This is a genomic window from Nocardia aobensis NBRC 100429, assembly GCF_000308375.1.
Taxonomy (GTDB): domain Bacteria; phylum Actinomycetota; class Actinomycetes; order Mycobacteriales; family Mycobacteriaceae; genus Nocardia; species Nocardia aobensis.
In genome coordinates, this window is the sequence record NZ_BAFQ01000010.1 from 22,163 (window position 1) to 45,331 (window position 23,169).

At 67.7% G+C, this 23,169-nt stretch carries 25 protein-coding genes; 13 read left to right on the forward strand and 12 right to left on the reverse strand.

Annotated features, from left to right (window positions below):
• Positions 1–76 precede the first annotated feature (76 nt).
• The 6 genes from RJ03_RS01400 to RJ03_RS01425 all read left to right on the forward strand — a co-directional run bounded on the left by RJ03_RS01400 (position 77) and on the right by RJ03_RS01425 (position 7,151).
• Complete coding sequence (locus tag RJ03_RS01400; protein WP_036497283.1) at positions 77–1,831, forward strand: hydroxysqualene dehydroxylase; 1,755 nt, start codon at positions 77–79, stop codon at positions 1,829–1,831.
• Between the two features lie 36 nt (positions 1,832–1,867).
• The gene (locus RJ03_RS01405) at positions 1,868–2,485 is read left to right on the forward strand and encodes a pyridoxamine 5'-phosphate oxidase family protein (RefSeq protein ID WP_036497338.1); all 618 of its coding nucleotides are present in this window, start codon (positions 1,868–1,870) and stop codon (positions 2,483–2,485) included.
• Between the two features lie 74 nt (positions 2,486–2,559).
• Positions 2,560–3,795, forward strand: coding sequence for a Mur ligase family protein (locus RJ03_RS01410; protein ID WP_036497339.1), 1,236 nt, complete (start codon positions 2,560–2,562; stop codon positions 3,793–3,795).
• Positions 3,795–4,505, forward strand: coding sequence for a type 1 glutamine amidotransferase (locus tag RJ03_RS01415; RefSeq protein ID WP_036497284.1), 711 nt, complete (start codon positions 3,795–3,797; stop codon positions 4,503–4,505). Before RJ03_RS01410 ends, RJ03_RS01415 begins: the two co-directional genes overlap by 1 nt.
• Positions 4,506–4,631: 126 nt before the next feature.
• Positions 4,632–6,248, forward strand: coding sequence for a GMC oxidoreductase (locus RJ03_RS01420; protein WP_036497285.1), 1,617 nt, complete (start codon positions 4,632–4,634; stop codon positions 6,246–6,248).
• 75 nt (positions 6,249–6,323) lie between these two features.
• On the forward strand, positions 6,324–7,151 hold the full coding sequence (locus RJ03_RS01425) for a hypothetical protein (protein ID WP_051024121.1): 828 nt from the start codon (positions 6,324–6,326) through the stop codon (positions 7,149–7,151).
• Between the two features lie 13 nt (positions 7,152–7,164).
• Here the strand turns inward: RJ03_RS01425 and RJ03_RS01430 are convergent, their stop codons facing one another.
• From RJ03_RS01430 to RJ03_RS01440, 3 genes are all read right to left on the reverse strand, one after another.
• On the reverse strand, positions 7,165–8,370 hold the full coding sequence (locus RJ03_RS01430) for a low temperature requirement protein A (protein ID WP_036497286.1): 1,206 nt from the start codon (positions 8,368–8,370) through the stop codon (positions 7,165–7,167).
• Between the two features lie 54 nt (positions 8,371–8,424).
• Positions 8,425–8,883, reverse strand: coding sequence for an SRPBCC family protein (locus tag RJ03_RS01435; RefSeq protein WP_036497288.1), 459 nt, complete (start codon positions 8,881–8,883; stop codon positions 8,425–8,427).
• Positions 8,884–9,156: 273 nt separating this feature from the next.
• Entirely contained in the window at positions 9,157–9,342 is a 186-nt protein-coding gene (locus RJ03_RS01440; RefSeq protein WP_036497343.1) for a DUF1918 domain-containing protein, read from the reverse strand.
• A 193-nt stretch (positions 9,343–9,535) separates the two neighbouring features.
• Between RJ03_RS01440 and RJ03_RS01445 the strand changes: the two genes are divergently transcribed.
• Positions 9,536–10,111, forward strand: coding sequence for a dihydrofolate reductase family protein (locus RJ03_RS01445; protein ID WP_036497289.1), 576 nt, complete (start codon positions 9,536–9,538; stop codon positions 10,109–10,111).
• A gap of 6 nt (positions 10,112–10,117) precedes the next feature.
• Here the strand turns inward: RJ03_RS01445 and RJ03_RS01450 are convergent, their stop codons facing one another.
• Positions 10,118–10,534: a secondary thiamine-phosphate synthase enzyme YjbQ gene (locus RJ03_RS01450; RefSeq protein WP_030516482.1), complete on the reverse strand. Its 417-nt coding sequence runs from the start codon at positions 10,532–10,534 to the stop codon at positions 10,118–10,120.
• A 388-nt stretch (positions 10,535–10,922) separates the two neighbouring features.
• Here RJ03_RS01450 and RJ03_RS01455 point away from each other — a divergent pair, with 388 nt between their 5' ends.
• Together RJ03_RS01455 and RJ03_RS01460 are read left to right on the forward strand one after the other, a co-directional pair.
• Positions 10,923–12,188: an aspartate kinase gene (locus tag RJ03_RS01455; RefSeq protein ID WP_036497291.1), complete on the forward strand. Its 1,266-nt coding sequence runs from the start codon at positions 10,923–10,925 to the stop codon at positions 12,186–12,188.
• A gap of 2 nt (positions 12,189–12,190) precedes the next feature.
• Complete coding sequence (locus RJ03_RS01460) at positions 12,191–13,225, forward strand: aspartate-semialdehyde dehydrogenase (protein ID WP_036497292.1); 1,035 nt, start codon at positions 12,191–12,193, stop codon at positions 13,223–13,225.
• Between the two features lie 69 nt (positions 13,226–13,294).
• On the opposite strand, the gene RJ03_RS01465 is transcribed toward RJ03_RS01460, so the two are convergent.
• Positions 13,295–13,891 (reverse strand): TetR/AcrR family transcriptional regulator, encoded by a 597-nt coding sequence (locus RJ03_RS01465; RefSeq protein ID WP_036497294.1) that lies wholly within the window; start codon positions 13,889–13,891, stop codon positions 13,295–13,297.
• Between the two features lie 94 nt (positions 13,892–13,985).
• Between RJ03_RS01465 and RJ03_RS01470 the strand changes: the two genes are divergently transcribed.
• Positions 13,986–14,402 (forward strand): nuclear transport factor 2 family protein, encoded by a 417-nt coding sequence (locus tag RJ03_RS01470; RefSeq protein ID WP_051024122.1) that lies wholly within the window; start codon positions 13,986–13,988, stop codon positions 14,400–14,402.
• 24 nt (positions 14,403–14,426) lie between these two features.
• Here the strand turns inward: RJ03_RS01470 and RJ03_RS01475 are convergent, their stop codons facing one another.
• On the reverse strand, positions 14,427–15,773 hold the full coding sequence (locus RJ03_RS01475) for a serine hydrolase domain-containing protein (protein ID WP_036497296.1): 1,347 nt from the start codon (positions 15,771–15,773) through the stop codon (positions 14,427–14,429).
• Positions 15,774–15,946: 173 nt separating this feature from the next.
• On the opposite strand from RJ03_RS01475, the gene RJ03_RS01480 reads away from it, so the two are divergent.
• Positions 15,947–16,369 (forward strand): Fur family transcriptional regulator, encoded by a 423-nt coding sequence (locus RJ03_RS01480; protein WP_036497298.1) that lies wholly within the window; start codon positions 15,947–15,949, stop codon positions 16,367–16,369.
• A gap of 70 nt (positions 16,370–16,439) precedes the next feature.
• Positions 16,440–17,906, forward strand: coding sequence for a catalase (locus tag RJ03_RS01485; RefSeq protein ID WP_036497346.1), 1,467 nt, complete (start codon positions 16,440–16,442; stop codon positions 17,904–17,906).
• Between the two features lie 78 nt (positions 17,907–17,984).
• On the opposite strand, the gene RJ03_RS01490 is transcribed toward RJ03_RS01485, so the two are convergent.
• Complete coding sequence (locus RJ03_RS01490) at positions 17,985–18,200, reverse strand: hypothetical protein (protein ID WP_036497299.1); 216 nt, start codon at positions 18,198–18,200, stop codon at positions 17,985–17,987.
• A gap of 17 nt (positions 18,201–18,217) precedes the next feature.
• On the reverse strand, positions 18,218–18,889 hold the full coding sequence (locus RJ03_RS01495; RefSeq protein ID WP_063820324.1) for a TetR/AcrR family transcriptional regulator: 672 nt from the start codon (positions 18,887–18,889) through the stop codon (positions 18,218–18,220).
• Between the two features lie 104 nt (positions 18,890–18,993).
• Between RJ03_RS01495 and RJ03_RS01500 the strand changes: the two genes are divergently transcribed.
• Complete coding sequence (locus tag RJ03_RS01500) at positions 18,994–19,731, forward strand: SDR family oxidoreductase (protein WP_036497300.1); 738 nt, start codon at positions 18,994–18,996, stop codon at positions 19,729–19,731.
• Between the two features lie 352 nt (positions 19,732–20,083).
• Here the strand turns inward: RJ03_RS01500 and RJ03_RS01505 are convergent, their stop codons facing one another.
• From RJ03_RS01505 to RJ03_RS01520, 4 genes are all read right to left on the reverse strand, one after another.
• Positions 20,084–20,749 carry a LutC/YkgG family protein gene (locus tag RJ03_RS01505; protein WP_036497302.1) on the reverse strand — a complete coding sequence of 222 codons (666 nt, stop codon included), beginning with the start codon at positions 20,747–20,749 and terminating at the stop codon, positions 20,084–20,086.
• Between the two features lie 86 nt (positions 20,750–20,835).
• A complete protein-coding gene (locus RJ03_RS01510) occupies positions 20,836–21,876 on the reverse strand; it encodes a tellurite resistance/C4-dicarboxylate transporter family protein (protein WP_157163317.1) in 1,041 nt (346 codons plus the stop codon).
• 164 nt (positions 21,877–22,040) lie between these two features.
• Positions 22,041–22,463, reverse strand: a complete 423-nt coding sequence (locus tag RJ03_RS01515) for a CBS domain-containing protein (protein WP_083870532.1) — start codon at positions 22,461–22,463, stop codon at positions 22,041–22,043.
• 258 nt (positions 22,464–22,721) lie between these two features.
• Complete coding sequence (locus RJ03_RS01520; protein WP_218000913.1) at positions 22,722–23,156, reverse strand: MarR family winged helix-turn-helix transcriptional regulator; 435 nt, start codon at positions 23,154–23,156, stop codon at positions 22,722–22,724.
• Between the last annotated feature and the right edge of the window lie 13 nt (positions 23,157–23,169).

Below are 23,169 nucleotides of genomic sequence, written 5' to 3' on the forward strand. Positions count from 1 at the left end.
GCCGAATTGTCACCCCGATCGAGACAGAGCCCGGCCGCACCGCATACAGTTACCCGCGGTGTGGAGGTCCCGATAGATGGCAGAGAAATACGGGGCCGTCTCGCGAAGGACGGTACTTCGCGGGGCGGCCGGCGCGGGTGTGATAACCGCGGGCGCCATGATGCGCCCGATTCGTGCGAATGCCGATCCCGGTCGGCGGGTCGCGATTTTCGGTGGCGGCGTCGCCGGACTGACCGCGGCGCACGAATTGGCCGAACGCGGATTCGACGTCACGGTCTACGAACGCCGGGCGCTGGGCGGTAAGGCGCGCAGCATTCCGGTGCCGGACAGTGGTCGCGGCGGCCGTGCCGATCTGCCGGGCGAGCACGGTTTCCGATTCTTCCCCGGTTTCTATCACCACCTTCCCGACACCATGCGGCGAATTCCGTTCGCGGGTAATGCCAACGGTGTCTGGGACAATCTGGTCCCGGCCGCCGAGGCGCGATTCTCCCGCGCCGGCGCCGACGACACCATCGTGCCGATGGGTCGCGCCGGAAAACCGTGGGCCACCCCCGACGATTTCCGTCAGACCGTCGCCTCGGTGATCTCCACCTCGATGAAGATGCCGATGACCGATGCGGCGTATTTCGCCAATCGGCTCCTGGTTTTCAACACCAGTTGCGACGATCGCCGTTTCGGCGAGTGGGAGAAACTCGCCTGGCGCGATTTCGTGGGCGCCCGCGGTCGCTCACAGGAATTCCGCATGCTGATGTCGCGCACCCTCACCACACTGCTGGTCGCGGCGAAGGACGATCACGCCAGTACCCGGACCATCGGTTCCATGGGCGAGCAGTTCCTGGGCAATCCGCTGGAGACCGGTAACGACGGACCGCTGGACCGGCTGCTGAACGGCCCGACCAACGAGGCCTGGATCGACCCGTGGGTGGCCCATCTGCGCGGCCTGGGGGTGCGTTTCGACACCGCCGAACTGCGCGGGCTCGACGTGCGCGATCGGCGCATCTCGGGCGCCCGGGTGGCCGTCGGCGGCGGCGAGCGGGCGGTCGACGCCGACTACTTCGTGCTGGCGGTGCCGGTCGAGGTCGCGCGCACACTGTGGACGCCGGAAATCCTCGCCGTGCAGCCGGAATTGGCGGCCATGGACGGCCTGGTGGTGAACTGGATGAGCGGAATGCAGTTCTATCTGCGCCGTCCCACCCAGATCGCGCGCGGCCATACCGCCTATGTCGACTCCCCGTGGTCGCTCACCTCCATCGCGCAGAATCAGTTCTGGTCGCGCACAAGGCTTTCCGAATCCGGGGACGGTTCGGTGCGGGATTGCCTGTCGGTCGACATCTCGGACTGGAATACACCGGGCATCCTGTACGGCAAGCCGGCGATCGAGTGCACCCACGACGAAATCGCCCGCGAGGTCTGGGCGCAGTTGCAGCGGCATCTGGAAGGACGTGCGGCGCTGGATGATTCGGATCTGGTGTCGTGGTTCCTGGATACCGGCGTGAGCTGGGACGCCGCGCAGAACCGCAACACCAACGCCGATCCGCTGCTGATCAACACCGCCGGTTCGTGGGCGGCGCGCCCGAATGCGCACGGTGGTCTGGAAAACCTGTTCCTCGCAGGCGATTACGTCCGCACGAACATCGATCTCGCGACGATGGAAGGTGCCTGCGAGGCTGCTCGCACCGCGGTGAACGCGCTGCTGGACGTCGCCGGGTCGAATGCCGCCCGCTGCCGGCTGTTCCAGCTGTACCGGGCGCCGCAGCTGGAGCCGCTGCGCCAGGCCGACAGTGCGCGCTACGCGGCCGGACAGCCGAATATGTTCGACGTCCCGATGTAGGTGGCGCGCGGCGGATCTCGCGCGTTCAATGGGGTGATGAGCGAGATCACCAGCGCCGCCGAACTTCGGGAACTGCTCGGTGAGCCGGCGCCGCGCGCCGCGACGAAGGAGCGGACGCGCCTGCATCCGCTCGATCGGGAGTGGATCGCGACCGCGCCGTTCGCCATCCTCGCGACCAGCGACGCCGACGGGCGTTGCGATGCCTCCCCGAAGGGCGATCCGGCCGGCTTCGTGCACGTGATCGACGACCGGACGCTGGCCGTCCCGGAGCGGCCGGGCAACCGCCGGGGCGACGGATACTTCAACATCCTGTCCAATCCGCACGTCGGTGTGCTCTTCCTCATCCCCGGACGCAACGAGACGCTGCGGATCAACGGCCGGGCGCGGCTGCTGCGCGACGCACCCTACTTCGACGACATGGTGGTCAAGGGGCACCGGCCGATCCTCGCCATCGAGGTGGCGATCGAGCAGATCTTCTACCACTGCGCCAAGGCGTTGCTGCGCAGCGAGCTGTGGCGGCCCGAACGCTGGCCGGAGGATCCGTTGCCCGGCCACGCGGTCCTGGTGAAGGAGGTACAGCGCAACACCACCGAATCGCTGGAAGAGCTGCGGGACTACTACGCACCGGAGAACTACCGGCGCATGCTCTACTGACCGCCTCCCGCTCCCGGTCGCAGATCACATCGGCCGGTCGCACACGGGTGTCCGTCCACCAATACACTCGCGTGGTGGCAGACATCTCGGTGCGCGGACGGCTGGCGCTGCGGGCGGCGGCAGCGGCGTCGTGGGCCTCGCAGAAGGCCGGACGCGGTAAGGGGTCGATGATCGGCGGGCTGATCGCCCTGCAGATCGCCCCGGACATCATGACCCAGCTGGGCCGCGATCGGCGGACGGTGCTGGTCACCGGCACCAACGGCAAGTCGACGACGACCCGGATGACCGCGGCCGCGCTGGCCGAACTGGGCCGCGTCGTCACCCAGGCCGACGGGGCCAATATGGATGCCGGAATCGTCGCCGCGCTCAGTGTGGACCGCGCGGCGCCGCTGGCCGCCATCGAGGTCGACGAACTGCATCTGCCGCACGTGGCCGATGCGCTGAACCCGGCCGCGGTGGTGCTGCTGAATCTGAGCCGCGATCAGCTCGACCGGGTCGGCGAGATCAACATGATCGAGCGCAAACTGCGCGAGGGTATGGCCCGCCATCCCGACACCGTGCTGATCGCCAACTGTGACGACGTGCTGATCACCTCGATCGCCTACGACCATCCCAATGTGGTGTGGGTGTCGGCGGGCAGCGGCTGGGCGGTCGACGCCACCAGCTGCCCTCGCAGCGGCGAGCCGATCGTCTGGGAGGGCAACCACTGGCGCAGCACCGGTGCCGACTTCCATCGGCCCGATCCGCAGTGGTGGGTCGACGCGGAGTATCTGTGCGGGCCCGACGGGCTGAAACTGCCTTTGCACCTTGCACTTCCGGGGCGCGCCAATCGCGGTAACGCCGCACAGGCGGTGGCCGCGGCGGTCGCGCTGGGCGGCCGTGCGGAAACCGCGGCGCAGGCCGCCGGAACCGTTCGCGAGATCGCGGGGCGCTACCGCACCGTCCAGGTGGGTGAGCACTCCGCGCGCCTGCTGCTGGCCAAGAATCCGGCCGGGTGGCAGGAGGCGCTGTCCATGATCGACCCCGACGCCACGGGTTTGGTGATCGCGGTCAACGGCCAGGTGCCCGACGGCGAGGATCTGTCCTGGCTGTGGGATGTGCGCTTCGAGCACTTCGAAGGCACTCAGGTGGTCGCGGCAGGCGAGCGCGCCACCGACCTGGGCGTGCGGCTGACCTACGCCGGTGTCGAGCACACGACCGTGCCGAATCCGTTGCGCGCCATCGCTTCCTGTCCGCCCGGGCGGGTCGAGGTGCTCGCCAACTACACCGCCTTCCGGGATTTGAATCGCGATCTGGACGGAAACCACTGATGGCTGAATCGACGGTACGCATCGGGCTGGTGCTGCCCGATGTGATGGGCACCTACGGTGACGGCGGCAACGCGCTGGTGCTGCGGCAGCGGCTGCGTATGCGCGGTATCGATGCCGAGATCGTGGAGATCACGCTCGCGGACCCGGTGCCGGAGACGCTGGACATCTACACCCTCGGCGGCGCCGAGGACTCCGCGCAGCGCTTGGCGACCAGGCATCTGCAGCGTTATCCGGGTCTGCAGCGTGCGGCCGCGAAAGGTGTTCCGGTACTTGCCATCTGCGCCGCGATCCAGGTGCTGGGCAGCTGGTACGAAACCTCGGCGGGGGAGCGCGTGGACGGTGTCGGCCTGTTCGACGTGACTACCGCGCCGCAGCGGGTCCGGTCCATCGGCGAGGTCGCCACCACACCGCTGCTCGCCGGCCTGTCCCAGCCGCTGACCGGCTTCGAGAATCACCGGGGCGGAACGACTCTCGGTGCGGACGCGACCGGACTGGGCCGGGTCACCAAGGGCGTCGGCAACGGTGTGGGCGACGGCCTCGAGGGTGTGGTGCAGGGCTCGGTGCTCGGCACCTACATGCACGGCCCGGCACTTGCCCGCAACCCCGAACTGGCCGACCACCTGCTCACGCGGGCCCTCGGCGGTCGCGAACTGGAACCGCTCGATCTGCCCGAGGTCGAGCGGCTGCGTCGCGAACGTCTGCGCGCCTGAGTCCCTCTACTACGTGATATAGCGATCGCGCATGTAACAGCGCGGTCGCCGGCGCCGATCCTGTTGAGAGATAGGAAGTTCGGCGGTAATCTCGCGCGCGGCCATGCGTGATGAGGGAGGTGGCCGGTGCGGAGACGTGCCTTTTTACAGGCGGCCGGTGCTGCGGTTTTGCTGGGTGCCACGGGCGCGTTGCGCGAGACCGGAACAGCCACCGCCGATCCGGCGTGGGACGGGATGTTCCGCAACTGGGTGTCGGAGATCTTCGTGCCGCTCGCGGATCCGCCGGAGCATACCGAGGCGATCGTGATCGGATCCGGCTTCGGCGCCGCGGTCGCGGCACTGCGACTGGCCGAGGCGGGTATCGCCAATACCGTGCTGGAGCGCGGGTCGCGCTGGCCGAACGATCCCTGGCGAGAGATCTTCACCGGCGACGATCTGCCCGACGGCCGCGGATTCTGGCATCGCACCAGCTTCACCGGCATCACCAAGGTCGCCATGCATTTCGCCGATTTCGGCGGTGTCCTCGATGTCACCGAATTCGACGGGATCGATGTGTGGCGGGCCGCGGCCGTGGGTGGCGGATCGGTGATCTTCTCCGGATGCATGATCGCTCCGGAGCGCCGGCACTTCGACGAGATCTTCGGTGGCACAGTCGATTACACCGAATTGGAGCGCACCTACTATCCGCGCGTGCGGCAGATGCTCCGCCTGTCGGTCATGCCGGCCGACATCTACAATTCGCCGCCGTTCGCCCATTCCCGGATGTGGGACGATCAGGTGCGCGCGGCCGGATACGAGCCGGTGCCCAACGAGTCCATCTTCAAATGGGATACGGTGCGCGCCGAATTGGCCGGTGCCACGCGCGCGTCGGCCACCGCGGCCCGCAGCAATCTCGGCAACTCGAACGGCGCGAAGTTCGACCTCAACCAGAACTATCTGAAGTACGCGCATGCCACGGGCCGCTCGTCGGTGTTTCCGGGACATCGGGTGGACAACATCGGCCGCGACGGTGACCGCTACGTCCTCCAGGTCTCGAAAATCGACCCGACCGGCAAGGTCCTGGGCATCCGCACTCTGACCTGCGACAAGCTGTTCCTCGGCGCCGGATCCATCGGCACCACCGAACTGCTGGTTCGCGCCCGCGCCACCGGCACGCTGCCCAACCTCGACGAACATGTCGGCGACGGCTGGGGCACCAACGGCGACGTCGCGCTGGCCCGCGGTGAGAGCCGGCTCTCGGGGCTGGGGCAGGGCGTGCCGAGCGCCAGCCGGATCTTCGACGAATCCGGCATGCCGTTGACCCTGGAGAGCTGGTACATCCCCGGAATTCCGGTGGAGACCGGCGCCTTGGCCTCACTCGGGCTGGTGATCGATCCGACCCGGACGCGCATCACCTACGACGCCGCGCGCAATGCCCCCGCCCTGAGTTGGCCGCGTGCGGCTCAGGATCGGATCGTGGCCGCCTGCCGCGCGGTCGACCAGCGCATCGCCGAACGGTCGGGCGCGCTGTTCGACTATCAGGTGCTCGGCTACGACGCCAATGCTCCGTTCACCGCCCACCCCCTGGGCGGTGCGGTGCTGGGCCGGGCCACCGACAACTACGGCCGGGTCAACGGCTACCCGGGGCTCTACGTGGTCGACGGCGCGGCGATCCCGGGCAGCACGGGCGCGGCCAATCCGTCGCTGACGATCACCGCGCTGGCCGAACGCAACGTCGAGGCGATCATCCGCGCCGGGCGCTGATTCCCGCCGCCCCGGGCTTCGGGGCGGCTTCCCGGCGCCGCCGATGCCGCTACTCTCGGCAGGTACCCGTTCGATGTGGAAGGGACCGTTGTGGCGCAGTACCCGGCTGGATCGTTGCCCGAGGGATATCCGCGCAAGCCGCCGGCGCTGTGGACCGACCTGCTGATGCTGGTGCTCGCCGTGGTTTCGGTGGCTCTGGTCACCTGGATCACCTTCTTCACCGTGCCGCAGCACACGTATCACGTGATCGTGGTGGTCGACATTTCGATCTGCGCGGTGTTCGCCCTCGAATTCCTCTGGCGCTGGCGGCGGGCGGACTGGTCGTGGACCTTCCCGTTCGTCTACTGGTACGAGGTCCTGGGCATGATCCCGGTGACCAGCCCGTTCTTCCGGGGTTTCCGGCTGCTGCGCATCATCGTGATTCTGGTACGGCTGGCCCGCGTCGCCGACCGGGCCTTCGGCGACCGGGTCACCGCCGCGGTGGTGAACCGATCGGTCGGCGTGATCGTCGACGCGGTCCGGCGCCCGGTCACCATGGCCGTGCTGGAGGAGGTCGCCGATGTGCTGCGTCGTGGGCGGTACACCCACAATATCGCCGCGGCGCTGGAGGAGAACCGCGACGAACTCGACGGCATGATCCTCGAGCTGATCAAGAAGGATCCGGCGGTCGGGCGGGTGCGCTACCTGCCGTTCCACGAGGAGATCATCCGCGGTATCGCCGACACCAGCTTCCGGATCGTCTTCCAGGTGCTGGCCGATCCGCGCACCGACGAACTGGTCGGAGATGTGTTGCGCGAGAACATCAATCAGATGCGGGACGCGGTGCGCGAGGGCGGGCACGTGCCGGAGGCGGTGGATCACAAACTCCAGCAGCGTATGTCGCCCGATCGCGCACCGCGCTAGTCCGCTTCGGCGGTCAGTGCGCGTGCCGCACCGCGTCGCGGGGCTGCGCGTAACGCACTGTCTCCCAGACGATCAGCACGGTGAGCACGGCACACAGCAGTCCCAGTGCGGCCATCGCCGGCAGCTGTCCGGCGATCGGAACCAGAGCGATCAGCACCGCCGCGGTGACCAGGCGCGGCCACAGCACCACCCGGGTCGCGTAGTGCCGGAACCAGACCAGTGCCAGCAGGTACAGCACTACGCCGCCGTAGAGCGCGAACAGGGGAATGCCGTGCAGCCGATCGTGCAGGGTATGGCCGGCCGCGCCACCGAGATAGTTCAGCGTCTTCTTCAATCCGAGCGACATGGCGACGATGCCGGCCACCATCGGGAAGTGCAGAAAGGTGTAGCAATTGCGCGCGATCCGGATCCGGCGCGGACCCGAGGCCTCGGTCATCGCGCGTTCCACGACGGTCGCGGCGACGTCGAAGTAGGCCCACCACAGCAGGCCCGAAACCGCCAGTGCCAGCAGCGATCCCACGGTGATCGGCCACGAGATCGGCAGCCCGGCCACGCCGACGCCGATGGAGACGATCGATTCACCCAGCGCGACGATCACGATCAGGCCGTGCCGCTCGGCGAAGTGCGAGGCCGAATTCACGCGCCAGTCGTTACCGGCGAAGAAGGTCCAGACCATATCGCCGGCGATGGCCGCGATCCACAGCACGATCTGCACCGTGCCGTGTTCGACGGCCGCCACGATCAGCAGTGTGGTTCCGATGGTGATCGAGCCGCCCGCCCAGCGGCCGACCTGGCCGCGCAATTGCCGGTCCTCGGTACTGGCCAGCCAGAACATCCCCAGATGGACCAGCCGTATCACGAGATATCCGATGGCGAACACGAGCGGTCCGTACCAGCCGCCCGGCATGTCGTGGAACGCCTCGGGAATCACCTCGGCCACGATGAGTCCGGCGCCCATGGCCGCGAACATCGCCACCCGGGCCAGCCCCTCGTCGGCCTTCACCACATTGCCCAGCCAGGCGTAGGCGATCCACACCCACCACATCACCGCGAGCACCAGCACGGCCCGCAGCATGTTGAGCGCGGTGACGTCGTGGGCGGCCAGATCGGTCACCTGGGTGAAGGCGAAAACCAGGACGAGGTCGAAGAAGAGTTCCAGCTGGGTTACCGAGGCGTCCTCGGTGACCGCTTGAATGCGTGTGCGTCTGACACCGGTCATTCGCACATCGTGGCAGGAAGCCGACGTCAGCGCCCGCGACGGCGAACTTCTCGGTCAGCCGACCTCGTAGTTCTCGCCGAAGGGAAATTTTTCGATGTACTCGATGAGGTTCTGCACGGCCTCGTCGTTGGCCCGCGACAGCGTGCGCTTGAGCAGCAGACCGGGAACGGGGATCGGCAGATACACCTCGGAGTGGTACCAGACCTCGGTGCCCTCGTCGGTCTCCTCGATGTCGAACCAGCCCTTGCCGCCGCCACCGGCGGCGCTCTCCACCACTTCCCAGGAGATGCGTTCCGGGGTGCAGTTGTACTCGAGGACCTGACGGTCGGAGTTGTTGAGGGTCGTCACCGTGGCGTAGACGCGGCGGGGACGGTCGAATTCGTCGCGGGTCGCGACGCGCACATCTCGATGCGCGGGCGACCATTCCGGAATCCGCTCGACGGCCAGCAATGCTTCCTGAACCTGATCGGGTTCGACATCGATGATGAATCGGTGATCGGTCTTCGTGCGCATGTCTTGCCCTCCACTGCTTCGGCCGATTGTCTCCGCCGTCACACGCGGTCGTCAACCGTGTGGTCTGTTCCTCGAGTTACAGAGACCGACCAGTCTGATTAGGTTCGGTCGGGCGTGCCGCGTTTGCGGTCGCGCTGCCGGGGCGGATCGGCGGCGTACTCGGCGCCGGCGCGCCGCGTCGGTGGCCCGGCGATTGCCGGGTGAGCGGTGACTTGCCCGAAGAGGGACTGCCCCCGGGTGGGAAAGGGGGCTTGACGTTGCTCGTCCGCACAGCTACCGGTGGTGGAGGACCTCCCAGTCGGGCCCCGGAAAGACCAGACTTTCGTGTCCGTCCTCGAACCGTACGACGTAGGGCGGGGCGCCGTCGCTGCCGCGCGCCTCGATGATTTCGCCGGTGCGTTCGGGCATTCCCACAGCATTGCTGTGGACGAGGATGTGATCGCCTACATGCGCCTGCATGACCGCCATTATCGTTCGATGTGATACTGCTCACAAGTCGATGCCGCAGTTCCCCGTCGTGCGAAATCGCCCGCTCTCAGCGATCCCCGGAACCGGCGCGCGGCAAACCTGCCACCCCACTTGACACCACTGCGGCTGTAGTACTACGTTTTAACCACTACAGTCAGAGTGCAACAATCAAGGCGGTATCGGTATGCGAAAGCTCGTCTACTACGTCGGCGTCTCCCTCGACGGCTATATCGCCGGCCCGGGCGGCGAGTTCGACATCTATCCCGTGTCCCAGGAGATGTCGGACTGGTTCAACGAGCGGTATCCGGAGGTGGTGCCCACCCATATCCGCCCGCACGTGAATCTGCCGGTGGACACTCCGAATCGGGAATGGGACACGCTGATCATGGGGCGCGGGACCTACGAACCCGCGCTGGAGATCGGTATCACCAGCCCGTACGCGCATATGAAGCAGTACGTCGTCTCGACCACCCTGGACCCGGTGGACGATCCGAATGTCGAGGTCGTGGCCGACGATCCGGTCGCGCTGGTGCGGAAGTTGAAGCAGCAGGACGGCAAGGACGTCTGGTTGTGCGGCGGCGGCACACTCGCCGGCGCCCTGATCGACGAGATCGACGAGGTGATCATCAAGAGCTATCCCGTGCTGCTCGGCGCCGGGATCTCGGTGGTGTCGGGCAACTTCTCGCCGACCGCCTTCCGGCCGGTCCGGCGGCAGGAATTCGGCAACGGTGCCCAGGTCACCTGGTTCGAGCGCGGCTGAGCAGGATCACCCGGCATCGCGCAGGAAGGACAGGCGCACCCGGCGGATCGGGTTGTCGACGTTGAGGTCCACGAAGGCGATGGACTGCCAGGTGCCGAGCGTCAGCTCGCCGCCCAGCACCGGCACGGTGGCGTACGGGGCGATCAGCGCGGGCATGACGTGCGAGCGGCCGTGCCCGCGCGAGCCGTGGGCGTGGCGCCAGCGATCGTCGGCCGGCAGCAGATCGCGCAGGGCGCGCAGCAGATCGTCGTCGCTGCCCGCGCCGAGCTCTATCAGGGCCACGCCGGCGGTGGCGTGCGGGACGAAGACGTGCAGCAGTCCGTCGCCGCCGCCGGCCTCGCGCAGAAACGTGGCGCACTGCGGGGTGAGGTCGTGGACGACCTCGCGATCACCGGTGTGCAGCTCGATCTCGATGCTCTTCATAGGCCCATCGTGCGCTTTCGCCGCGAGGTACACCGGGAACTCGCGGGAAGGGGTTCGCCGACCGGGTGCTAAACCGGTCGGTGTGATTACTCACACCGGTACGCCGGCTGTTCGGGCGGGATCGGGTCACGGGCTCCGGCGGATCCGGAAAACCGCTGATGAACGAGGCTGTTCGCGCCGATTCCGATGCCCCGCAAGAGCTCTGCCGTCGCGGCCGTGCCCCGCCGCGCCGTCCCGGGACGGGATCGCCGCTGGTCCGGGTAGCGAATTCGGTGGTCGAACCCGCCGGCTCCCGGTTGCCGCTCGGAGGTAGCCGACCACCGAGCGGACTCCGATCGGTAGTCTTATTGGCTGTAACAGCAGCTAGTCGATCTTGGAGGACCCCACTGTGGCTCTCGTCGTTCAGAAGTACGGAGGATCTTCGCTCGAGTCTGCCGAGCGAATCCGGCGCGTCGCTGAGCGGATCGTCGAGACGAAGAAGCAGGGGCACGACGTGGTCGTCGTGTGCTCGGCCATGGGTGACACCACCGACGAACTGCTCGACCTGGCCCAGCAGGTGGCGCCCGCGCCGCCGGCCCGCGAACTCGACATGCTGCTGACCTCCGGTGAGCGTATCTCGAATGCGTTGGTGGCCATGGCGATTCACTCGCTCGGCGCCGAAGCGCGGTCGTTCACCGGCTCCCAGGCGGGAGTCATCACCACCGGCACCCACGGCAACGCCCGCATCATCGACGTGACCCCGTCCCGGGTTCGCGATGCCCTCGACGAGGGTTTGATCGTGCTGGTCGCGGGCTTCCAGGGCGTCTCGCAGGACAGCCGCGACATCACCACGCTGGGCCGCGGCGGCTCCGACACCACCGCGGTCGCGCTGGCCGCCGCGCTGGAGGCCGACGTCTGCGAGATCTACACCGATGTCGACGGCGTGTTCACCGCCGATCCGCGGATCGTGCCGGATGCGCAGAAGCTGGAACAGGTGAGCTTCGAGGAGATGCTCGAACTCGCCGCCACCGGCGCCAAGGTGCTGATGCTGCGCTGCGTCGAATACGCCCGCCGCTACAACGTTCCGGTGCACGTGCGGTCGTCCTATACCGACCGCAAGGGCACCTATATCTACGGATCGATGGAGGACATCCCCTTGGAGGACGCAATTCTCACCGGCGTCGCGCACGATCGCAGCGAGGCCAAGGTGACCGTGGTGGCCCTGCCGGACGAGCCGGGCTACGCGGCCAAGGTTTTCCGGGCCATCGCCGACGCCGAGATCAACATCGACATGGTGTTGCAGAACATCTCCAAGGTCGAGACGGGCAAGACCGACATCACCTTCACCCTGCCCAGGTCCGACGGGCCGCGCGCGGTGGAGTTCCTGACCAAGCGTCAGGGCGAGCTGGGCTTCAGCCAGGTTCTCTACGACGACCACATCGGCAAGGTGTCGCTGGTCGGCGCGGGGATGAAGAGCCACCCCGGCGTCACCGCCACCTTCTGTGAGGCGCTGGCCAAGGCCGGAATCAACATCGACCTGATCTCCACCTCCGAGATCCGCATTTCCGTGCTGGTCAAGGACACCGAGCTGGACGGCGCCGTGCAGGTGTTGCACAAGGCGTTCGACCTCGGCGGCGACGAGGTCGCGGTCGTGCACGCGGGATCGGGGCGATAACTGTGGGCGTACGCGTAGGTGTGGTCGGCGCGACCGGGCAGGTCGGCGCCGTGATGCGAAAACTGCTGGAGGAGCGCGACTTTCCGGCCGACGAGGTGCGATTCTTCGCCTCCTCGCGTTCGGCGGGCAAGAAGCTGCCCTGGCGTGGCGGCGAGATCGTGGTCGAGGACACCGAGACCGCCGATCCGTCCGGACTGGATATCGCCCTGTTCTCGGCCGGCGCCACCATGTCGCGGGTGCAGGCGCCGCGGTTCGCGGCGGCGGGGGTGACCGTCATCGACAACTCCTCGGCATGGCGCAAGGACCCCGAGGTGCCGCTGGTGGTCAGCGAGGTGAATCCCGAACAGACCCGCAACCTGGTCAAGGGCATCATCGCCAACCCCAACTGCACCACGATGGCCGCCATGCCGGTCCTCAAGCCCCTGCACGAGGAGGCGGGACTTCAGCGGCTGATCGTCTCCAGCTACCAGGCCGTCTCCGGCAGTGGACTGGCCGGTGTCGAGGAGCTGGCCGGCCAGGCCCGCGCGGTGATCGGGGATGCCGAGAAGCTCACCCACGACGGCGGTGCCGTGCGGTTCCCGGCTCCGAACAAATACGTCGCGCCGATCGCGTTCAATGTGCTGCCGCTGGCGGGTTCGCTCGTCGACGACGGTTCCGGTGAAACGGACGAGGATCAGAAGCTGCGCAACGAGAGTCGCAAGATTCTCGGCCTGCCGGAGCTGCTGGTCAGCGGCACCTGTGTGCGCGTGCCGGTCTTCACCGGGCATTCGTTGTCGATCAATGCCGAATTCGCGCGGCCGCTCTCGGTGGAGCGGGCGAAGGAACTGCTCGCCGATGCGCCCGGTGTGAAACTGGTCGACGTCCCGACGCCGCTGGAGGCCGCCGGTAAGGACGAGTCGCTGGTCGGCCGGATCCGCCAGGATCCGGGCGTGCCGGAGGGGCGCGGCCTGGCGCTGTTCGTCTCCGGTGACAACCTGCGAAAGGGCGCCGCGCTCAACACGATTCAGATCGCGGAAGTTCTGCTCGCGCAGCGCTGACACTGCGTTGTCGAGGTTCGCTTCGAACGGGCCGTCCGATTACGGGCGGCCCGTTTCGCTGCCGATCGCTCAGCCGGCCTGCGCGCAGCGGGCCCGGAGTCCGTCGAACACGACGGCGAAAGCGCGGGCTCGCTGCTCGCCGGTGGCCGTGTGCGTGCCCGCGAAGGTGCCCTTCAGTACCCGCATCAGATCATCGAATTCGATATCGCCGCGGATCGCGCCGGCATCCTGCGCGCGGCGCAGCAACCGGGCGATGGCCGCCTGGAATTCCTTTGTGGGACCGGTGATCTCGATCGTCTCGTGACCGCCCAGCGCATCGGCGAGGTCCCGCTTGACGCCTCCTTCGGCGACCATGTGGTCCAGCAGGTCGAAGAAGGCGGCCCCCGGATCGTCGGCGGATTCGAGCCCGCGCGCGTAGTCGATCATGCGCTCGATGTTGTCGACGATGGCGGCGTGGAAGAGGGCTTCCTTGGTGGGGAAGTGGCGGTAGACGGTTCCGGGGCCCACCCCGGCGCGCCGTGCGATCTCGTCCAGCGGGACCGAAATACCTTCGGCGGCAAAGGCTTCCCGCGCGGCTGCGAGTACCCGCTCCCGGTTGCGGCGGGCGTCGGCGCGTAGGGCGCGGCGCGGTTCGGCCGCCGGGTCCGCTGACTGTTTCTCCGCCACAGCGCGAGTCTACCCGGTAACCGTTGACAAACGGGGCGTGCGTTCCGGATTATAAACGGGGCGTACGTTCCGCTTCTAACAGAGGGAGTTTGTCATGGTTTCCAGTTCGGTGCGCAGTGCCCGCCAGGTGGTCGAGGACCTGTTCGCGACATTGCCGGTACGTGATGCCGACGCCTTCGTCGCGGCGCTCGCTCCCGATGCGGTATTCGAGATCCCGTTCCCGATCGCGGGAATGCCGGAGCGGCTCGAGGGCCGGGAGGCGATTCGTGAACACCTCGCGCAACGCTGGTCGGGTGTGTCGGGTATCGAGGTGCACGGTGTCTATCCCACGGTTTACGAAACCGCCGAGGACGGAGTGCTTTTCGTGGAGAACGAGGTGGATATGACGGTGCCCGGCGCACCACGTGCGCGAGTGCGCACCTCGGTCAACATGGTGCACGTGCGGAACGGGGAAGTGACCCTGTTCCGGGACTACATGGATACCGCGCGGTTCGCGCGGATCGCCGGCTGACCCGCGCAGCCGGCGGGGTCCTCCTCAACGGATGCCGGGGGTTCGAGGGTCCGGGCCGAGACAGGCCAGCAGCGCACAGCCGGGCGGTGCGTCGGAGAAGGGCGGCGCCAGCGGGGTCTGCAGACAGGAGAGCACGGTGCACCCGGGATAGGCGTCGGGCCCGATGCCGAATACCGCGACGGTGATATCGGGATCGAAGAAGGCGCGGGGGTCCAACGTCACCGGCGGCTCGACATAGGGGCCGGGGTCCGCGATCGGCGGTTGTTCGAAGGCGCCGAGCAGTCGCCGGAAGAATTCCCAGGTCAGCTCGGTCAGGTTCTGAACGATCCCGGTCGGGCCACCGTTGCTTCGGTTGCCGAAGACGCCGGTCCACACCACGGTGAGGTCCAGGCTGGGGATGAAGAAGACGTCCTGCAGACCGAGTCCGGACATCGCGAAGACATCCGGGGGCAGGAACGACGGAATCTCGATACACCCGGGACGGGCCCAGAACAGATAGCCGTAACACTCGCGGCCCGGGCCCGTCTGCTGGGCGCGGTGCAGATAGTCGGCCGAGACCACTCTCACCCCGTTCCAGTCGCCGTGGCCGGCGACCAGCAGGGCGATCTTGGCGAGATCGTCCGGCGGGATCATCAGATGCGCGTAGCCGTAGGTGTGACCGGAACGGTCGCGGGCCCAGTAGTAGTCGCCGCGCTGAATGCCCAAGGGGGAAAACAGTTCCCGTTGCGCGAACTGTTGCAGTGGTTCGGCGACGGCCAGCTCGATCACATACGACAGCAGATCGACGTTGCGCTGACTGTAGGAGAACCGGGTGCCGGGCGGATTGTCGAGTGGGACCCCGAGCGCCTGCACGGCACTGTTCGGATCGATCGGCACCACCCCGGAGATGCCCTCGTTGATCACTCCGACACGCAGGCCGGAGCGCTCGGTGAGCAAATCCTCGACGGTGATCGCGCGGTGGGCGGCGTCGCCGAGTCCGGGCGGCAGATAGCGGTCGATCGGCGCATCGATATCGAGTTTGCCCTGATCCCAGGCGATTCCGGCGATCAGCGAGACCACGCTTTTGGTGACGCTCCAGATATTCCACGGCGTGGCGTCGGTGGCGTCGTTGTGCGCGCCGGATCCGATCAGGCAGTTGTGCCGGAAGATCTTGACGTTCAGCCGGTTCCGTTCGTCGGCGAACCGCAGGGCGGACGCCAGCCGTGCCGAATCCAGGCCCGCCGATTCCGGCGTGGCCCGTTCGAATTCGCGTCCGGACGAGACGGCGCAGGTCGGTGGATCCTCCGCACGTGCCGGTACCGCGGTGGCGCAGGCGCCACCGATCAGTACGACCACGAGAACCCCGATGACCCAGCCGTGTAGGCGTCCCATGAGTCGAGGTTAACGACGGGCATCCGGTCACGGTGCCCAACACGCAACCGCCGCAATCAAATCGGAATCGGCGTCGCGGCGTTCGGTCGAACGCCGAGCGAGCGGATGTGACGCCGGGAACATCCCCGGCGGTCTTTTCTTGACTTATTCCAGAAAACGGGCAGACTGGGCTCATGCACACCGAAGGTTTCGATCCACGCGAACGATTGCGTGCGGCCGGCCTGCGGGTTACCCGCCCACGGGTGGCGGTGCTGGAAGCGGTTGCCGCCCATCCGCATTCGGATGCCGACCGGGTGACCGCCGCGGTCCGGCAGGAGCTCGGTTCGGTGTCGACACAGGCCGTCTACGACGTACTGCACGCCTGTGTGGGCGCGGGGCTGCTGCGCCGGATCGAACCGGCCGGTTCGGCGGCGCGGTACGAAACCCGCATCGCCGACAACCACCACCATCTGGTGTGCAGGAACTGCGGCACGGTCGTGGACGTGGACTGTGCCGTGGGCCGTGCCCCCTGCCTCGACCCGTCGGATGCGCACGGGTTCACGATCGACGAAGCCGAGGTCGTGTTCTGGGGACTCTGCCCGCAATGCCGTCGGTGACGACGCGCCATCACGATGGCCCGGACCTCCCGGGCGACAGCTGAAACAGGAGGCTGCGATGACCAAGCCGATCAGTGGGCCGACCACTACCAACACCGGCACTCCGGTCCCCAGCGACAACGAATCGCTGACCGCCGGCACCGAGGGCCCGATTCTCCTGCACGACCACTACCTGATCGAGAAGCTCGCCCAGTTCAACCGGGAGCGGGTGCCGGAGCGGATCGTGCACGCCAAGGGTGCGGGCGCCTTCGGCGAGCTCGTCGTCACCAATGACGTCAGCCGCTACACCAAGGCGAAGCTGTTCCAGCCGGGTGCGCGGACCGAATCGCTGGCGCGATTCTCCACCGTCGCCGGTGAACAGGGCAGCCCCGACACCTGGCGCGATCCGCGCGGATTCGCGGTCAAGTTCTACACGCCCGACGGTAACTACGATCTGGTCGGCAACAACACCCCGGTGTTCTTCATCAAGGATCCGATCAAGTTTCCCGATTTCATTCGCTCACAGAAGCGCTTGCCGGGCAACGGCCTTCGCGATCACAACATGCAGTGGGACTTCTGGACCCTGCGCCCGGAATCGGCGCATCAGGTGACCTGGCTGATGGGTGACCGCGGCATTCCCAAGACCTACCGGCACATGAACGGCTACGGCTCGCACACCTACCAGTGGATCAACGCCGAGGGTGAACGGTTCTGGGTGAAGTACCACTTCAAGACCGATCAGGGCATCGAATTCCTGACCCAGGCGGAGGCCGACCGGCTGGCCGGGACCGACCCCGACTATCACCGCCAGGATCTGTGGGAAACCATCGAACGCGGTGAATTCCCGAGCTGGACACTGTATGTGCAGATCATGCCGGTGGGCGAGGCGGCGAACTACCGCTTCAACCCGTTCGATCTGACCAAGGTGTGGTCGCACAAGGACTACCCGCTGATCGAGGTCGGCACCTGGACGCTGAACCGCAACCCGCGCAACTATTTCGTCGAGATCGAACAGGCCGCGTTCGAGCCGTCGGCGATCGTGCCGGGTATCGGCTATTCGCCGGACAAGATGCTGCTGGGCCGGGTCTTCGCCTATGCCGACGCCCATCGCTACCGCATCGGCACCAACTACCACCAGCTGCCGCCGAACCGCGCGCGGGCGGCCGAGGTGAACTCCTACTCCAAGGAGGGTGCCATGCGCTACGACTTCAACGCGCCGGAAGTGCCTGTCTACGCGCCGAATTCGTTCGGTGGACCGCATGCCGACGCGGCCGCGGCCCCGGAGGAGGCGGCGTGGAGTTTCGAGCCCGAACAGGTGCGCGCCGGATACGTCCAGCACGCCGAGGACAGCGATTGGGCGCAGCCGGGCACGCTGGTGCGTGAGGTGTTCAACGACGAGCAGCGGGAGCGTTTGGTGGACAACGTGGTCGGGCATGTGCTCGGCGGCGTGCGCGAGCCGGTGCTGAGCCGGGTGTTCGACTACTGGAAGAACGTCGATCCGGAGATCGGCAAGCGCATCGAGGAAGGTGTGCGCGCCGGTCTGAACGGCAACGGCTGAACCTGACGAAAGCTGCGGGCCCGCACCGGACTTCGGTGCGGCCCGTCGTCTGTGATCAGTGCCGCGCGGCGCCGGCCGCTACTGGCACCAGGTGGGGCCCTGGTTCATCAGCATCAGGCGAACGATGGTGCACATGATCGACTGCGTGGACGAGCCGGTGCCGCCGTCGGCGACCGGCTGAGTCGCGGACACGGCGGCGGCCTGCGGCACCGTTTCGGCCTGGGCGGGGGCGAGGGGAAGCAGGACGGCGCCACACACCAGTGCGCCGGCGGTGAGTCGCGAAATCCGAGTCATCGTGAACAGGCCTTCCGTCAGGGGGTTTCGATCCGTGGGATCGGATCCGCTGACTCATCTCCGGGTGTGTGAGAAGTGTTAACCGCGGGCGGGAGCAGGATGTCGACGAGCCGTGCCGCCGTGGTGTGGTCGAGTGGGGCATGGCCGAGCAGGAAGCGGTACCAGAACAGGCCGTAGAGCAGATCCACCAGTAGGTCCGCATCCGTATCGCCGGGCAGTTCGCCCCGGGTGATCGCCCGCTCGAGGATATCGCGCGCGGCGGCGCGGCGGGCTCCGGTGAACTCCTGTAGTAGTTCGGCGAGGTGGGGGTCGCGGGCGGCCTCGCGCACCAGCGCGCGTAGCGCTGGAGCGGTCGAAACCTGTTGGGCCCCGGTGAAAGTGGAATCGGCGACCGCCAGCAGATCGGTGCGCACCGAGCCGGTATCGGGAGTCGGGACCGACCGGCGCGCGCGGTCGAGCAGCGCGTCGAGCAGCACCGCGCCCTTCGACGGCCACCAGCGGTAGATCGTCTGTTTGCCGACCCCGGCCGCGGCCGCGATGGAATCGACCGTGACCGATCCGCCGTCGGAGGCGGCGAGCTGAGCGAGGGCGGCGTCGAGAATCGCGCGACGGGTGGCCTCGTTCCGGCGCCGGCCGGTGTGCGCGCGTTCGGACGACTGCGAATCCGGTTGCCGCGGTGCTGTTCCCATGGACCTACCTCCCAGCGGTGGCGACGCGCGGGAATACCGCACCCGTTACGCTCGTTGTCGAGACTGTCAGTCTCGACAAACTGTACAGGACAGGAACAGTAGCAATGAGCGCTTCCAGCACCGGCATCCCGCGCGTCGTCGTCATGGGCGGTAGTTCCGGAATCGGCGCGGCCACCGCCGCGCTGTTCGCGAACGAGGGTGCCGAGGTCGTGGTCACCGGCCGCAGTCAGGACAAACTCGACGCGGCAGTGGCTCGGCTGGGTGGTAAGACCAGCGGCTACCGGATGGACGCGGCCGATGCCGAGCAGATCGCGGCCTTCTTCGCGCAGTCCGGCCCCATCGACCACCTCGTCGTCGCGGTCAGCGGTTCGGCGGGCAGTGGTCCGTTCGCCGAACTCGATCTCGACCACCTGGCGCAGGGGTTCGACGGCAAGTTCTGGCCGCAGGTGAGAATCGTCAAAGCCGCTCTGCCACATCTGGTTTCGAACGGGTCGATCACCCTGATCACCGCCGCGTCGGCGCATGCGGCCTTCCCCGGCACCGCCGGACTGGCCGCGATCAACGGGGCGCTGAACGCCATGGTGCCTCCGCTGGCGGTCGAACTCGCCCCGCTGCGGGTGAACGCCGTGGCCCCCGGCGTCATCGACACCGAATGGTGGGAGCGGGTGCCGGAGGAACAGCGCCGCACCCTCTTCGACGGCCTCGCCGCCACCACACCCGTCGGGCGCGTAGGGGATCCGGAGGAATTGGCGCGGGCCGTGCACATGATCGCCACCAACGGCTTCGTCAGCGGTGTGGTGCTCGACGTCACCGGCGGGGCGAACCTGCCCACCGGCCGCTGAGGTATCCGCTCGCCGGTGGTCGGTCCGGCGAGGTGCTGCCCGGTGGGGCGCCGTCGGTCAGATCAAGCCCCACCAGTAGATCAGGCAAGCCAGGACGAAGACGACCGCAGTTTCCATACCCCCATCATTCCTCGAGTCGGACACCCGCGCCGCTGCCGAATCGTGATCCGCTCGGCCTGTCACCCCTCGTCGACAGACCGAGCGGAACGCCTCGGTCGCAGCCGGTGGGTGATCCTGCCGCCCCCTCTCGCGGCAGGAGCACCCCCGGTGTCGACGACGACAATGCCGGGGTGCGCTTGCCGCGCCCTTAACGAGCGCTTGTGAAGGGGGCTGGGAAAAACGGGCGGCTCGATCAACCGACGATGACGACGACCAGCCGTCGCTCGGTCTCCTCGATGACTCCGCCGACCTTGCCGGAATCGGCCTCCGGATCGGTCATGGCGGTCGGGCCGCCGAACCAGGTGATGGACCGGCGCGGGTCCAGCTTGTCCAGGACCTGCGGTAGCGAGTAGTCGATCTGCTCGACGCGGACCACGCAGATGTGACAGTCGGCCAGGACGGCGGCATCGCGGCGGCACTGCCCCGGCCCGCCGTCGAGAATCAGGGTGCCGGCGTCGGCTACCGCGCCGGCACATCCGGTGACCACGGCATCGGTGCGTTCGCGATCGAGGATCGACAGCTGCGGCTGATCGTCGAGGACCCGATGCTCGCCCGTCAGTTCCCAGCGCCGCAGCCAATGCTCGGGCAGGCCGTCGGGGGCCAGCGCCGAGCGGGCGCCGTGGGCGCGCAGGGCCGAATCGATCGCACCGGGGATCTCGTCCGCGCCGACCCGATGGACCTGGGCGCCATAATGTTTGAGGCGATCGATGAACAGTTCGACGATCTCGGCCTGGTCCGCGGCCGAGTGCACCGGGGCGTTGCGCTGATAGTTGCGCGGCACCGGCACCATACGTTCGTCATTCGGTAGCGCCTCGAGGGCATCGCGCACGCGGCGCAGGAAATCCTCCCGCGAGGTCACCGTGAATCTCCCGTTCCACTCCTCCGGCTCCTCCCGCCGGATCGTACTTCGCGAACCAGGCTACCGTGCGGTAGGAGATCGCGAGCTCAGCCCACGAATTCCCGGGTTCGCCGGCGCCGGATCAGCGTAACCGCCAGATCGGCCGCGGTGGCCGCCCACACCGCCAGCGCCACCCATGCCTCACCGTGCCCGAAGTCGACCATCCACTGTTCGCCGGTGGCCTTGCCCAGCTCGGCGGTGCCCACGCCGTACATGCCCACGGGAAACACGATGCTCCACAGGCCCGGTTCGTAGCGCAGCCCGAAATGCCGGACCAGATGCCGCCAGATGCCGGCCGCCAGCAGCAGCGGCACCAGCCAGGTGCCGAACGCCCACAGCACCAGCGTCGCCCCCTCGAGCATGGGCCGCACCGTCGCGATCAACGCCACCGCCCGCTGATTCATGATCTGGGTGCCGGCCAGCACACTGATCGCGGTGGCGCCCATGAAGATCCAATACGTCGGCGCGAGACGCTCCGCGGTCAGCGAGGTACCGAACAGGGTGCCCAGCACCACCGCCGCCACGATGCCGTAGAGCACCACGCCGACCGACCAGCACAGCAGCGCCGGCACCGCGAAACGCTGACCCCACGGCTGCGGCAGTGCGGTGGCGGCCACCGCGAGTGATTGGGTACCGACCACCCAGAGGAACCAGGTGCCGTCGGCGCCCGTCACCGCGGTCGGTGCGCCGTGATGCAGCATGAGCAGCGCCGGGATCGCGTACACCAGAACCGCCCACACGACCGTCGCCACCAGCAACAGCGCGAGCGCCGCACCCACCCAGGCGTGCCGGGACAGCCCCGCTGACATCACCCCGGTGGCGGCGACGAAGGCCAGATAGGTGAAGCCGGTCGCGGGATTCACCGCATCGCCGATCACGCGGTCGCGGAAGAATGCGATGCGCAGCAGGGTCGCCACCACGAGCACGGCGTAGGCGATCAGGCCGACGATCAGCAGGGCATTGCCACCCCACTCCCACCCCGCCGCGCCGACGGCCCGCGAGACGATGCCGGTCGCCATGACCGAGGCGAACCACCCCGGACCGAGATCCGCCACGAAACGCATTCGCCGCCCGAACGACTCGCTCACAGCGCGAGTGTTCCACGCAGACGCCGCCGAGCCCCGCATCCACACCGCGCCGTACCGCGATACGGATCGTCGTCCCGCGGTCTGTGGAGACGCGGCTCCGCCTCCATGGGAAGGAAGCTTGCCCGGCAGATCTACGGTGGCCCGGTCCATGACGATCTACTTTCTCAGGCGGCGGTGGCGTTGTGGGTGTTCTCGGCGGTTCGTTCCTCGCGTACCACCAGTAGCCGTTCGCGGTGGTGTTCCTCGTGCAGGTCGCGGCGGCGGGCGTGGAGCAGCTGTTCGAGGGTGATGATGCCGCACAAGCGGTTCGGATCGTCGCGCGCGACCACGGGTGCCGCCGTCACGTGCGCCATCGCGAGGGCGTTGGCCACCTCGCGCAGGGTGTTGTCGGGATGGACCGAGGTCCGGATGTCCAGGGTGGCCGCACCGACCGTTGTGCCGGGGCTGTGCTGCAGGACCTGGCGGGTGGTCACGCCGACCAGTGCTCCGGAACCATCGACCACCGGATAGCGCCCGGCGTAGTGGGTCCGGGGAAGGATCGGGTCGATGAGGTCGTCGGTCCCGAGCACCAGCGGATCGGCGGTCATCACCACGTGGGTGAAGAACGTCTCCAGTGGGTCGGTGGTGTATTCGCGGGTGAGATGCAGGCGGCGGCGGGCGCGGCCACCGCGGCCGCGCCGCCGACCGGAATCGCAAGTGCGGCGATGAGCAGCAGTCTCGGGGTGACCTGGAAATCGCCCAGATGCGTTGCGCGCGAATGCCCGCCGCTCATAACGACCCTGGCCCGGTCGCGGTGACGAAGGGCGTGGTGGCGGCGGCCTGCACCAGATCCCGCGCCGCGACGATCACGCGGTCGCGTGCCTCGGGAGTGAGGCCGTCCAGCAAGGATCCGAAGGCGACCTTCCGCCGCTGCAACACCTGATCGACCACGGCCTGTCCGGCGTGGTGACCTCGATGGTGACGACGCTGCGGTTGTGCGCATCGGTTCCCCGCGCCACGTATCCGCGGGCCTCGAGCCTGTCCGCCAGCCGCGTCACCGACGAAGCGTTGACGCCGAGCGCGGCCGCCAACCGCGACGACGACACCCGGCCCAGGGCCTGCAGGATCAGCAGAAAGCGCATTTGCGGGAAGGTGACGCCGGGTGGTGCGGCGTGAGCGCTGTCCCAGGCGATGGAAACCAGCATCCGGGTCAGCGCTTCGAGTGCCGCGATCTCGGCGGTGGTGCTGTGTTCGGGCGCGGCGTCGGCGGCCGCCGCGTCGGTCTCCTCATGGCCTTGCATTAGACAAGAGTTG